Origin of the sequence: Tenacibaculum sp. SDUM215027, from assembly GCF_050566205.1 — a bacterium.
Taxonomy (GTDB): domain Bacteria; phylum Bacteroidota; class Bacteroidia; order Flavobacteriales; family Flavobacteriaceae; genus Polaribacter.
The window spans coordinates 597,796-609,791 of the sequence record NZ_JBNXUE010000001.1; the positions used below are offsets into that span (position 1 = coordinate 597,796).

At 30.6% G+C, this 11,996-nt stretch carries 13 protein-coding genes; 9 read left to right on the top strand and 4 right to left on the bottom strand.

Features of this window, described 5'->3' with window-relative positions; all coding sequences use genetic code 11:
* Window positions 1-2: 2 nt before the first annotated feature.
* Window positions 3-419 (bottom strand): rRNA maturation RNase YbeY, encoded by a 417-nt coding sequence (gene ybeY / locus ACQYZ7_RS02820; protein WP_430728273.1) that lies wholly within the window; start codon window positions 417-419, stop codon window positions 3-5.
* 89 nt (window positions 420-508) lie between these two features.
* Entirely contained in the window at window positions 509-3,802 is a 3,294-nt protein-coding gene (locus ACQYZ7_RS02825; RefSeq protein ID WP_430728274.1) for a DUF4175 family protein, read from the bottom strand.
* 199 nt (window positions 3,803-4,001) lie between these two features.
* On the opposite strand from ACQYZ7_RS02825, the gene ACQYZ7_RS02830 reads away from it, so the two are divergent.
* The 5 genes from ACQYZ7_RS02830 (at window position 4,002) to gltX (ending at window position 7,587) form a co-directional block, all read left to right on the top strand.
* A complete protein-coding gene (locus tag ACQYZ7_RS02830) occupies window positions 4,002-4,232 on the top strand; it encodes a hypothetical protein (RefSeq protein WP_430728275.1) in 231 nt (76 codons plus the stop codon).
* A gap of 148 nt (window positions 4,233-4,380) precedes the next feature.
* The gene (locus tag ACQYZ7_RS02835; protein ID WP_430728276.1) at window positions 4,381-5,226 is read left to right on the top strand and encodes a hypothetical protein; all 846 of its coding nucleotides are present in this window, start codon (window positions 4,381-4,383) and stop codon (window positions 5,224-5,226) included.
* Between the two features lie 96 nt (window positions 5,227-5,322).
* Window positions 5,323-5,475 carry a hypothetical protein gene (locus ACQYZ7_RS02840; protein WP_430728277.1) on the top strand — a complete coding sequence of 51 codons (153 nt, stop codon included), beginning with the start codon at window positions 5,323-5,325 and terminating at the stop codon, window positions 5,473-5,475.
* A 141-nt stretch (window positions 5,476-5,616) separates the two neighbouring features.
* Window positions 5,617-5,802 carry a hypothetical protein gene (locus tag ACQYZ7_RS02845; RefSeq protein WP_115899649.1) on the top strand — a complete coding sequence of 62 codons (186 nt, stop codon included), beginning with the start codon at window positions 5,617-5,619 and terminating at the stop codon, window positions 5,800-5,802.
* A 267-nt stretch (window positions 5,803-6,069) separates the two neighbouring features.
* Entirely contained in the window at window positions 6,070-7,587 is a 1,518-nt protein-coding gene (gltX, locus tag ACQYZ7_RS02850) for a glutamate--tRNA ligase (RefSeq protein WP_430728278.1), read from the top strand.
* A 52-nt stretch (window positions 7,588-7,639) separates the two neighbouring features.
* On the opposite strand, the gene ACQYZ7_RS02855 is transcribed toward gltX, so the two are convergent.
* Both ACQYZ7_RS02855 and ACQYZ7_RS02860 read right to left on the bottom strand, forming a co-directional pair.
* The gene (locus ACQYZ7_RS02855) at window positions 7,640-8,233 is read right to left on the bottom strand and encodes a hypothetical protein (protein WP_430728279.1); all 594 of its coding nucleotides are present in this window, start codon (window positions 8,231-8,233) and stop codon (window positions 7,640-7,642) included.
* A gap of 56 nt (window positions 8,234-8,289) precedes the next feature.
* Window positions 8,290-8,724, bottom strand: coding sequence for a TerB family tellurite resistance protein (locus tag ACQYZ7_RS02860; RefSeq protein WP_430728280.1), 435 nt, complete (start codon window positions 8,722-8,724; stop codon window positions 8,290-8,292).
* Window positions 8,725-9,128: 404 nt separating this feature from the next.
* Here ACQYZ7_RS02860 and ACQYZ7_RS02865 point away from each other — a divergent pair, with 404 nt between their 5' ends.
* The 4 genes from ACQYZ7_RS02865 to ACQYZ7_RS02880 all read left to right on the top strand — a co-directional run bounded on the left by ACQYZ7_RS02865 (window position 9,129) and on the right by ACQYZ7_RS02880 (window position 11,791).
* Complete coding sequence (locus tag ACQYZ7_RS02865) at window positions 9,129-9,635, top strand: hypothetical protein (RefSeq protein WP_430728281.1); 507 nt, start codon at window positions 9,129-9,131, stop codon at window positions 9,633-9,635.
* A 193-nt stretch (window positions 9,636-9,828) separates the two neighbouring features.
* Window positions 9,829-10,113, top strand: coding sequence for a hypothetical protein (locus tag ACQYZ7_RS02870; protein ID WP_430728282.1), 285 nt, complete (start codon window positions 9,829-9,831; stop codon window positions 10,111-10,113).
* A gap of 63 nt (window positions 10,114-10,176) precedes the next feature.
* Window positions 10,177-11,058 (top strand): RNA methylase, encoded by an 882-nt coding sequence (locus ACQYZ7_RS02875; RefSeq protein ID WP_430728283.1) that lies wholly within the window; start codon window positions 10,177-10,179, stop codon window positions 11,056-11,058.
* 421 nt (window positions 11,059-11,479) lie between these two features.
* The gene (locus ACQYZ7_RS02880) at window positions 11,480-11,791 is read left to right on the top strand and encodes a hypothetical protein (RefSeq protein ID WP_430728284.1); all 312 of its coding nucleotides are present in this window, start codon (window positions 11,480-11,482) and stop codon (window positions 11,789-11,791) included.
* The last annotated feature ends 205 nt before the right edge of the window (window positions 11,792-11,996 follow it).

The following is an 11,996-nucleotide window of genomic DNA, read 5'->3' on the forward strand; positions in this document are numbered from 1 at the left end:
TTTTATGTTTTATCTAAAATTTCTAAATATTCATTTTCCTTAGAGCGCATAATCTGCTTCTCTTCTTCAGTCTTATCTTTGTATTTCATGTAATGTAAAATACCATGAACTATTACTCGGTGTAATTCGTTTTCAAAAGAAGTATTAAACTCCTTTGCATTGTCCTCTACTCTTTCTACAGAAATAAAAATATCACCTCCAACTAGCTTACCTAAAGTATAATCAAAACTGATAATATCAGTTAAGGTATCGTGTTGTAAAAACTCAATATTTATTTTATGTAAATAGGCATCATCACAAAAAATATAGTTGATTTCTCCTAATTCAAAACCTTCTTTTTCGATACATTCTTGTATCCATTTAGAAGTGTTTTCTTCATTGTTTAATTGAAACTCGGTTTCGTAATTAAATGCAATCATTTCTTTATATCAAATACTATTGTTAATGTCTTTAAAAAAATCAATTAAAAAGCGATAGTATTTGTATAATCTAAAGGCTTTTTAATGTGTTATTTTTTATCCTTTGGATGGCTAAAATACTCTTGTACCCTCTTTTTGTAATTTTGGCGCAAAGGTAGTGATTGTCTGTTTAATATCTCTGTTTGGTTATAAAACAACTTTTTAAACTCCAATTCTTTAGAAGTATTGTTATTAAACTCTTGTAAATTGGTATTCGATTTACGTTGCTTATCTTTATTTTGTTCAAAAGTTGCTTTGTCTAATTTTAGTAACTCATAGTTTAACTGTTGCATTCTATTTATACTTTCTTGCGTAAACCCTTTTTCTAAAATCTCATTTTCTAATTGTTCCATTTCCTTTAATGCTTTTTTAGCATCACCATTTCCTCTTTTTCCTTCCCTAATAGCATTTTCTAATTGCTCTCTTAACTGTGATTGTTCTTTATAAATTTGATATAATTCGCCATCTAAATCATTACTTTGTTCTCCATTTTGTCCTTCTTTTTCGCCTTTCTTTTTACCATTTTTTCCGTCTTTTGGTTTTCCTTGATTTTTCTTTTGCATACCTTGTTTCATCTTTTCCATCAATTCGTTTTGTTTTTGAATGATGTCTGGCAAGCTAAACGATTTTCCTTTTCCCTTTCCTTTTCCGCTACCAGGTTTAGGGTTTTGCATGGCATCTAAAGTATTACTTAACATATCTGCCAAAGTATTAGCAGAAGTCATTACATACTGCTGATTAGATATACCGTTCTGAAAATAATTGTCTGCAAAGTTATCTAAAGACTGATCTAAATTATAATGTGCCTGTGCTAGGTGATCTTGAATTTTAGAAGATATGCTAGGAACTCTCATAGAAAGCACAAATAAACTATCGTCAATATGTTCAAAATAAGTTTTCAGCTGATGTTGTTTTTGTAGGTTTTTACCAAAATTAGGATGCGATGAATTCGATGAAGAAAACTCATCCATTAGTGCTTCTTGATCAAAAGAAAATGTAATTAGATTTTCTAAAATTTGACGTAACCCTTCCATGTTCTCTTCCTCCATTTCAGCACTCATCGATTGCATAGATTGTTGCATTTTCTGACTCATTTCCTGCATCTTTTTAGCAGCTTTTTTCTGATTTTTTTTAGTTTCAGAAGCATTATTTTTATCTAAGTTTTCTTCAGCTTTATTCAGTTCTTCTTGAGTTTGTTTTTCTAAATTTTCCATAGAAGGCATTTCCATGGGTTGTTTTAACTCTTTATTGTCTTTTTCCAAGTCGTCCAATTCTTTCTTTGCTTTTGTAAACTCTTCATTAATTTCTTGCTGTTCTTCTTTACTAGCTTCTTTATTACTTAGCTCTTCTTGTTTTTTAGATAAATCATCTAGTTTATCAGCTAACTGATTCATTTTTTGTTCAACATAAAAACGTTTAGTCATTTCTAAAATACGTTCCAAACTACGTTCCTGTTGTTTGTTTTGTTCAGCAAGTTCTTTAGTTTTTTTAATTAAATCTTCTTTCTTCAGTTTATCTGCTAGCTTATGTAATTCATCTAGTAATTTTTGCTGCTTTTCTAACTTCTTAAGTTCTTCAATACGCTTTTTAAGGTTCTCTTTTTTCTCTTGAAGTGTTTCATTCTCCTCTTTCTTTTCAGAAAAATTTTCTTGTAATTTTTGTGTTTGACGTTGCATCATTTGCTTGTATTGCTCTTGACGCTTTATTAAATTCTGAATTTTTTTCTGATCATTCCAGTTGATATTCTTTTTGTTTTGTAAATCAAACTGAATCTTTTCTAAATCTTTCTTACTTTTTTGTTGTTGATCTAACGAATTAGTTATGTTTTGAATGTAGTTTTTTTGTTCTTGTAATAGCTCCTCTTCTATTTCCTCTTCAGTCTTTTGTCGATAACTAAACTTTCTACTCATGGCCTTTTTACTGCCATTTACAATATCATTATCGTATACCTGAAAGTACATTTCGTAGTCTATTCCTTTCTTTAAATCTAAGTTTCCAGGAAACTCAAAATAAAAGGTCTGAATATTCTCTTTGTTAATATTAATTAATTGATTATCAGTTTTTTGAATGTTATTTTTATCGTAATAAACTAATTGTAACTTCTTAAAACCGTAATCATCAGCAATTTGACCTATAAACTGTGCGTTACCACGAGAAATACTATCAATATTTGAATTTATAGTAATTGTTGGGTATTCATCTTTGGTTACATTTATTGAAAATTGTAGCTGTTCGTAATCTGTTAGGTTTTTGTTAGATGTAGTTATTTGATAGTTTGTATTATTTAGTACTCGTTTTGTAAACTCGAATTCATTGCTTTCTTTTTGTTTAAAAAATATTCTTTTTTCTTCTTCAATGAAGGTAACTGTATCGGTTTCAGAAGTTTTAATATCCCATTTTATAATTGTTCCTTGTGGAACATTTAAGTTTCCGGTATTGTTTATAGTTTCAGAAGCTTTTCGTATGTATGATGGATATGTTAAGTTCAATGATATATTTTGAATGGAAGGAGTTTTAATAATTGTTATACTATACTCATTAGATTCAATTCCGTTGGCGCTTGCGTAAAAAGTAATTGGATTTTGGACTTCAGAAAACGTATACGAAAACAAACCATTTCCTTCATTCTCCATAAAGTATTGTTGATTATTAAAATGAATTTTAGTTTCCTCAGGTATTACCTCCCCTTCTGTTTGTAAATACACGGTTACATCTTTTCCTTTAATAACACGTAAATCTTTTGCAGTTAAATTAAAATAAAAAGGAGCTGGAGGATTATAAGCTACGGAATGATTTACCACACGATTAAAACTTTGTGAAAGCTTAACAGAAGTTCCTGTAAGTAAAGAAACACCCCAAATAAGAAAAGGAATTAAAGCATATTTTATATACTTTTTGTTTCTATTAAAGTCAATGGCTTTATTAAAAGAAACAGGCTGTAATTCTTTCGACTTTTGCTCAATACTAGCAGCTAATAAATCAGACTGCTGATTGTTTTGCTGTAATTGTAAAACATTTAATAATTTATCTTTTACCTCCGGAAAGTGATTTCCGATAATTTTAGAAGCCTCTTCAAAAGAAATTCCTTTTTGTAAGCCTACTATTTTAAAAATAGGAAAACAAATAAAACGGAATAGTAAGAATACTTCCACCACAATAAATAACCAAAACAAAATAGTTCTAGCTGTAGGTTTTAACCATAAAAAGTATTCAATAAATAGTGTAAAAAGTAAATATATTAATCCTAACGAAACAAATAAAATGCTTCCTTTTATCAGTTCATTAGTGTAAAACTTCTTGCTAAACTGCTGTAGTTTTTGTTGTATTTTATTAAAATCTTCCATATCTAAGTATAAAAATACGTGTTTTATGAGGAAATCTTAGTTAAAGATTTATTTAAACACCCATATCCCCTTAATAAATTACTTTAAAATAGTATTTAAAGAAAAAATAAGGACTTTCCATACCTTTTATAAGGTAAAATAGGCGATGAGTATTTAAAGTTGAATTAAATTGCCTGTACTAATTTTAAAAACTTTAAAGATGTTAAAAAACATTTCAAACTTAGGTATTCTATTGAATAAAGTAGATCAAAAAAACATTAATGGAGGATTTTCTGGAAATAATGGATGTGATATTACAGGATGTTATGAAAGATACCCTGGTGGAAGTGGGTATGTTGGTCGCGGAGAAGGAAACCCGTGTGCGTTTGATACACCACATGGTATAAGTTGTTCAGGAATTATCCAAGATGGATTGTGTTGTATAAGTTAAAAACTTACAGAAAAAAGCATCAAAGCAGTATTAAATTTAATACTGCTTTTTTGTGAAGTATAATTAATAATAATAAAATGATATTTAAAAAATAAGTCTTTTGTAAGGAACGAAAGCTTTTGTAAACTAATTATAAAATCTTTTTAGCATGAAACAACTAGTTTTACCAGCATTATTTTTAATTACACTTAATGCTTTTTCTCAAAGTCCATGGACAAAAAATAAAAACGAAGGATATATTCAAGTATCATATACTACCATTGGAAGCTATGATAAAATCTATGGAAAACCAGACTATAAACCACAACGAGAAATAACCGACAATACATTACAACTATACGGAGAATATGGTGTAACTGATAAAACAACACTATTTGCTAACATTCCTTTAAAAATGGTAAAAACAGGTGATTTTACAGAAGATATGTCTGTAATTTTCCCTTCTTTCACAATTGATGAGGCTTCAGAAACCTTATTAGGAAATATTCAATTAGGAATAAAACATAACTTTTCTAATAATAAATGGCTGCTTTCAGGACAACTTTCTATAGAAGCAAATACAAGTACCTATAAAGAAAATTCAGGATTACGAAGCGGTTATGATGCGTGGACATTTACACCGTTATTTTTAACAGGAAGAGGCTTTGAATCATGGTATATACAAGCTTTTACGGGGTTTGATATTAGAACGAATGATTATAGCTCTAACTATAAATTAGGAGGAGAAATAGGATATAAAGCAACAAATTGGTTATGGGTAGCAGGGTTTTTAGATGGTGTTGCTTCTTTAAAAAATGGAGATATAGTATTACCTCAGGAAAATTTAGCTACAGGTTTGTATGTAAACGATCAAAGCTATGCTGCCTTTGGATTAAAACTTATAGGAGAGTTCAATAAATCTTTTGGTGCTAATATAGGTTTAGGCGGTGCCTTTGCAGGAAGAAATGTTGCCAAAGCTCCAGCGTTGAGTTTTGGATTGTATCATAAGTTTTAAAAAGTAAGGATTTTCCTTACTTTTTGTAAGGTAAAATAGACGACGAGTGTTTAAAGTTGAATTAAATTGCTAGTACTAATTTTAAAAACTTTAAAGATGTTAAAAAGCATTTCAAGTTTAGGTACTACCCTAAACAAAACAGAACAAAAAAATATTAATGGAGGATGGAGAAACATTAGATGCCATACCGATAAAGATTGTCCACCTTGGGATTCTTTTTGTCTTAATGGTTACTGCCAGTATAAATAAGATAACACAAAGCGAGCTAATGCTCGCTTTTTTATTGATCAATAAAAAAGTAAGGTTTTGCCTTACCTTTTGTAAGGAAAAAAAAGTATTGAGTATTTAAAGTTTAATTAAATTGCTAGTACTAATTTTAAAACTTTAAAGATGTTAAAAAACATTTCAAATTTAGGTACTACCCTAAACAAAAAAGAACAAAAATTTATTAATGGCGGTTTTGGAGGAGGACGTATGCAATGCTCTTCAAATAGCGATTGTAATATTCTTAATTCTTTACCAGGGATGGAAAATGAAGTTTTCTTTTGTTACTGGGGTTATTGTCAAATATCTTAAAAATATATTATGCTAAAGAACATTTCAAATTTAGGTACTACCTTAAAAAAGACTGAACAGAAAAATATTAATGGAGGTTTTGGGCTTACCAGATGTAGATATGATCAAGACTGTCCGAGAAGGGATATGTATTGTTTTCATGGTTACTGCCAGTATAAATAAGATAACACAAAGCGAGTTTAACTCGCTTTTTTTCTTTTTTCTCTTTCCTCCTTTTTCTTTTCTATTAACATACAACTATCTTTGCGCTTTCAAATCAATAAAAAAATGACTGAGAACGTAAGAGTACGCTTTGCTCCGAGTCCAACAGGACCTTTACACATAGGTGGTGTAAGAACTGCTTTATTCAATTATTTATTTGCTAAAAAACATAACGGAACCTTTGTTTTACGTATTGAAGATACTGATCAAACTCGTTATGTAGCAAATGCAGAAAAATATATCATCGATTCTTTAGAATGGTGTAACATTCCATTTGATGAAGGACCAGGTAAAAACGAAAAATTCGGACCGTATCGTCAGTCAGAACGTAAAGATTTGTATAAAAAATACGCTGATCAACTAATTGAAAGTGGTTGGGCGTATTATGCATTTGATACAGCTGAAGAGTTAGACGCACATCGTAAAAATCACGAAGAGCAAGGAAAAACCTTTATTTACAATTGGCACAATCGTCAAAAATTAAATAATTCGTTGGCTTTATCTACAGATGAAGTTGCTGAAAAAATTAATGCTGGAGAAAAGTATGTAATCCGTTTTAAAACTCCACAAGATGAAACCTTGATTTTACAAGATGAAATACGTGGTACGATTAAAGTGGAAACAAATACGTTAGATGATAAAGTGTTATTTAAGTCTGATGGAATGCCAACATATCATTTAGCAAATATTGTAGATGACCATTTAATGGAAATTTCACATGTAATTCGTGGTGAAGAATGGTTACCTTCTCTCCCACTTCATGAGTTATTATATAGAGCATTTGATTGGAAAGCACCAAAATTTGCACACTTACCATTAATCTTAAAACCAGTAGGAAAAGGAAAATTAAGTAAGCGTGATGGAGATAAATTAGGTTTCCCAGTATTTCCACTAGAATATAGGAATGAGCAAACAGGAGATGTTTCACGTGGATATAAAGAAGACGGTTATTTTGCTGATGCTTTTATAAATATGTTAGCATTCTTAGGATGGAATCCAGGAACAGAACAAGAAATTTTTAGTTTAGAAGAATTAACAAAAGCGTTCGATTTAGCTCGTGTAAGTAAATCAGGAGCTAAGTTTAGTCCAGACAAAGCAAAATGGTTTAACCAGCAGTATTTACAGCAAAAGTCTAACAAAGAACTTACAGCGTTATTCTTGCCTATTTTTGAAGAAAAAGATATAACTACAGATAAAGATCGTACAGAAAAAGTAGTTTCATTAATTAAAGAACGTGCTGCGTTTGTAGCTGATTTTTGGGAGTTATCTAGCTTTTTCTATCTAAACCCCTCAGAATACGATGCAAAAGCGGTTAAAAAGCAATGGAAAGACACTACAAGTGAGTTAATGCAAGAATTAGTAGAAGTAATTTCAAAAATAGAAGACTTTTCAATTGAAAATGCTCAAACTGAAATTAAGGGATGGATTACCTCAAAAGAAATAGGGTTTGGTAAAGTGATGCAACCACTTCGTTTAAGTTTGGTAGGTAAATTAGCAGGACCTGATTTGTTTGAAATTATGACAATGATAGGTAAAGAAACTACCATAACAAGAATACAAAACGCGATAAACGAATTATCATAAAAATAAAAAAGCCGCTTTTAAAGCGGCTTTTTTATTTTATTAAATCAGAGGTTTAAAACATACAACCTCCTAAATGTTTAGCAGCATTACGACCATTGTCACCACCACCATTGTTCCAGTTTAACTTAAATACAACACCTAAAGTTCCTTGAATGTGAGAACGCATGCTTTCGTAACCCTCAAAAGAATGCTTATAGTATAACTGTGGATTGATACCGATGTTATCGCTAACCCAGTAAATTCCACCACCACCAACATTAAGTGTAGGTGTCATTTTACGTTCAGAGTCAACTACACTTCCTCCTATAAAAACATACGGAGCAAATTTGTTAAACATAGCATTCAAGTTATAACGAAACGAAGCATCCATAGAAAAATATTTCACCGAGTTTTTAATAAAACCAACATCATCAATAGTATTAAAAGACATAGCACCATCTAAAGAAAAACGATCACCAATAGGCATGGTTAAACTTACAGTGGGTACTTGAAATAAATATTGATCACCAATAAAAGCGGCATCATTTTCACTAAATTTTGTTATTCCAAAACCTACACCTATTTGCCAAGAGTCGTTTAAATTTTGAGAAAAAACGGATGTTGTTAAACAGGTAAAGATTGCTATGAATAAAATTTTATTTTTCATCGGGAGATAAGTGTTTAGAGTAATAACTGGTTTAATAAGTTTTTAGTATAATTAATTTAATCTGCATTTACTTTTTTAATAGCTGTGGTAAAGTCTTCTAAATCGTTATCGTTTAAAACTAAATGGATGGCTTCATCACAAATTTTTTCTGCTTTCTCAGTAGAGAAATGCAAAGCTACTGCAATTTTACGTAGTATACCAACTTCTTCTTTAGCTACATCTTCATCAGCAAAGATCATTCTTGTTAAAAGAAATAAACGTTCAATACGCTCTTCGTAACTTACAGGTGCATTTATAGGGTACTTTTCAGGGTTTTTTAAAATTAGTTCGTATTCTTCATCACTAATATTTAATTTTTTAGCTGCTCTATTTAATAATAATAGTTCTCCTTCTGAAATAATTTCATCAGTCTTAGCAATTTTTATTACGCTAGCAAAGTGCCCTATTTCTTGTTTGTGTTTTCCGGTTGAATATAAATCTGATATTGCCATAATTTTTTTTGTTTTTATAATTGAAAATAAACGATACTTATATAGGAAGCAAAGTTTAAAAAAAAAGTCACATAACTACCGCCGAAAGTTAACAATTCTAACCAAAAACGAAGTATTATTTTTTCTTATTGTAAATACAAACAATATAAGAACTAGTAATAAAAAACAGCGTTTTTTTACGCGTTTTAAAGAATTTTAATTTTTAACCAATACAAACACTTGTTGTAATTGTTATACGTTCTTTAAAACAACGCTTATGTAGGTTTTCGTAAAAAAACACGAGAAATTAAATTTTAATAGATCATTCTTATAGAAACATAAAAAAGAATCAATAAATCTTAATTTAGTTTTACTCTTGAAAAATTACTAACTTGTTAACAAGTGAATTTTCAATATTATCAAAAATGAAAACTGTATATACTATTTTAATTTTTCTAATTTCAATTACGTTTAGTTTTTCACAAAATAAAGAAGTAATAGAAAAAGAAGTCAACCAACAAATATGGCAACCATTTAAAAAATCTTTTGAAGCTAGAGATTGGAATACATTTAATAGTTTACATACCAATGATGTATTAAGAGTTAATAAATATGGTATTCGTATAGGAGCAGAATACAAAACATCAGTACAAACATCTTATCAAAAACCAACAACAAAGAAAAGACAAATAGATTTTTGCTTTAACCAAAGAACTTACAAAGAAAGTATGGGTTACGAAGTAGGTTATTACCGAGTTATATATACCGAAAAAAGTAAAGAACCTCGTATTGTATACGGAAGGTTCCACGTGGCACTTAATAAAAAGAATGGTATATGGTTAATTGCACAAGATTGGGATACTGATACAATTAATGGAAAGCCAATCGCTAAAGAAGATTTTGAAACAGGTAAGTGTTTAGACACAAAATAACAGTTATCTCGTCTTTGCGAGCGATAGCGAAGCAATCTTTAAATCGTGTGTTTCCAACTAACAGATTACTTAGGTCACCTACTCTTTCGAAATAACGTTGAGCTGGTATAACTGATTAAAATAAGGGAATAAAAGCATAAAAATAATTTTCAAAATACCTTATTTTTATGGACAGAAGTTTTAAAACCAGCCTATGAACAACGAGAAGAATTCTAAAACTTGGAAAAAACTCTACCAAAACTCACAAGAACTCACCAAACCAACATCAATAGACAATATACTTTCTGATGACGATGTAACCTTTTTAAAACAAGAATTAAAAAACATCATCAATCGGTTTTTAGACAAAGGAGAATTACATAAAGGCATCAAAGTATACATAAATCATGAGCTTCAAAACGGAATTGCAGAAGAAATGGCTGCTAATAGACCCGAAGAAAATGAAACTATTGAGCAATGGTGTATGAAGTTATTCTGATATCAAAAATTCGGAGTTGTTTTCAATAGTTTAGAAACCTTTAGTAATGAGTTTACTGAGAGAATGTGCCATATAGTTGCTCCACTACTCCAAAAAGCAGGAATGCCCTTGGGCGGACTTTCTTTTTTGTTTTTTATGGGAAATTATGGTTTTACCCCTTTCGGAATTCATAAAGATGCCAAAGGAGAAGATGGTTTTTTGTTTCACTTAGGCCCAAATGATAAAGGTTTTTACACTTGGGATATTGAAGAATACAACCAAATAGAACACCATACCAAAGTGTTCCACGAGGTAGATATAATGCTACCAAGCTCCACAAAATATCCGTTAAAAGCAAAATCGGCCATGTTTATTCCGCATCATGTATATCATATTGCAAAAACCGATGAGTTTTCGCTGAGTGTGGTAATGGATTATATCAATCCGTCCAGAGACTATTTAGAAAAAACAATTGCTACACAAATAGCCGCAAGTGAGTTAACTAAAAATCCAAAAGTAGGGTACTTATCACCCGTAGATATTACAACCGAAGAATTGAATTGGAATGGCTTATTAAACCCAAAAACGTGGGAAAATAAATGCAAAAGCACACTTACAAAATACATAACGAAACTAAAAAGTAACGCTGGAGTATTAAATCCATCAATATTTCAAAACAACGAAGGAGTACTCAATCCGCCATTTCAAATTATGGGAAAAACCATTTTTCCGTTGTTATTACATACAGAAAACACAGAGAAAACCTGTATCATGGCAAGAGGAAATGAAGTTGTTGTTAGCAATAACTCACAACTAAGCACAATTATAGAAAAGCTAAACACAGGAAAAACCATAAACTTTGAAGAATTACAAAACCACCTCACTCCTACTTGGGAATTAATGGATGTATTTGATTTTGTAAGTCAGTTAGCACGAGTTGGAGCTATTACGATTAATAAAAAATAAGTGTATTGTTATTTCGAGCGCTAGTGAGAAATCTCATTCATGGGAGTTATAAGTACACTTTAAAGTACCTAACACGCGACTGTAAGATTTCTCAGTCGTGTCCTCCTTCGAAATGACGTTGGAGTTGTTGTTTTTCATTCTTAGCATCCTGTCATTTCGAGCGTAGGGAGAAATCTCACACGGGAGTTACAAATACTCTCTAAAGTCAAAAAACACCCTTACAAACTCATACATAAATATACTTGGCTCCCTCCTCTTTTTTTACTACGTTTAACGCGCTAAAAAAGTAAAGAGTAGTAGTACCCCTTATCTCAACTATTTTTTTATTCACAAAAGGCAAACACTTCTTTATGGGTTGCTGTAAAAGATAGTGGTTGTATACATATGAAAAGAAACGGAAGAAAATATAAAACTAGATTTAATGAGTGAAATTGCAAATTTGAAAGATCAAAATAATGAAAATCAAGGTCAAACAGTTATTGTAACCCAAAAAGAGAAAGAACGTATTACTGCTAAAATAAATGGCGTTGGAATAGCAGGATTTATTTTAGCAGTAATAGGTTTATTTTTTGGATGGTTTCCTGTTTTAGGGTGGTTGATATGGGCTTTAGGATTTATTCTGTCTTTAGTTGGAATATTTAAAAAGCCAAGAGGACTTGCAATAGCTGGTTTAGTTATTTCCTTATTTAGTTTCATTTGGGTGGCATTTCTTTTTCGGGCTTGGCTATTTTAGGAGTAGCGACTTTGTAGTAAACTAAAAAAGTAGTGTTATCCTTTATCTCAACTATTTTTTTGTACAAAACAACAGTTACCTCGCCATTGCTTCTTATCCGTAATTGTGAGCCTATCGACTGTCGCTCAAGACAGGCTAAAACAAAGCAATCTTTCCGTTACGAGTTCTAAATGAACAGCTTACTTCGGTTATAACTTCCCTTGTA

Coding starts and splice junctions, on each gene's coding strand:
- ybeY (WP_430728273.1), bottom strand. CDS start 419: ATGATTGCATTTAATTACGAAACCGAGTTTCAATTAAACAATGAAGAA.
- ACQYZ7_RS02825 (WP_430728274.1), bottom strand. CDS start 3,802: ATGGAAGATTTTAATAAAATACAACAAAAACTACAGCAGTTTAGCAAG.
- ACQYZ7_RS02830 (WP_430728275.1), top strand. CDS start 4,002: ATGTTAAAAAACATTTCAAACTTAGGTATTCTATTGAATAAAGTAGAT.
- ACQYZ7_RS02835 (WP_430728276.1), top strand. CDS start 4,381: ATGAAACAACTAGTTTTACCAGCATTATTTTTAATTACACTTAATGCT.
- ACQYZ7_RS02840 (WP_430728277.1), top strand. CDS start 5,323: ATGTTAAAAAGCATTTCAAGTTTAGGTACTACCCTAAACAAAACAGAA.
- ACQYZ7_RS02845 (WP_115899649.1), top strand. CDS start 5,617: ATGTTAAAAAACATTTCAAATTTAGGTACTACCCTAAACAAAAAAGAA.
- gltX (WP_430728278.1), top strand. CDS start 6,070: ATGACTGAGAACGTAAGAGTACGCTTTGCTCCGAGTCCAACAGGACCT.
- ACQYZ7_RS02855 (WP_430728279.1), bottom strand. CDS start 8,233: ATGAAAAATAAAATTTTATTCATAGCAATCTTTACCTGTTTAACAACA.
- ACQYZ7_RS02860 (WP_430728280.1), bottom strand. CDS start 8,724: ATGGCAATATCAGATTTATATTCAACCGGAAAACACAAACAAGAAATA.
- ACQYZ7_RS02865 (WP_430728281.1), top strand. CDS start 9,129: ATGAAAACTGTATATACTATTTTAATTTTTCTAATTTCAATTACGTTT.
- ACQYZ7_RS02870 (WP_430728282.1), top strand. CDS start 9,829: ATGAACAACGAGAAGAATTCTAAAACTTGGAAAAAACTCTACCAAAAC.
- ACQYZ7_RS02875 (WP_430728283.1), top strand. CDS start 10,177: ATGTGCCATATAGTTGCTCCACTACTCCAAAAAGCAGGAATGCCCTTG.
- ACQYZ7_RS02880 (WP_430728284.1), top strand. CDS start 11,480: ATGAGTGAAATTGCAAATTTGAAAGATCAAAATAATGAAAATCAAGGT.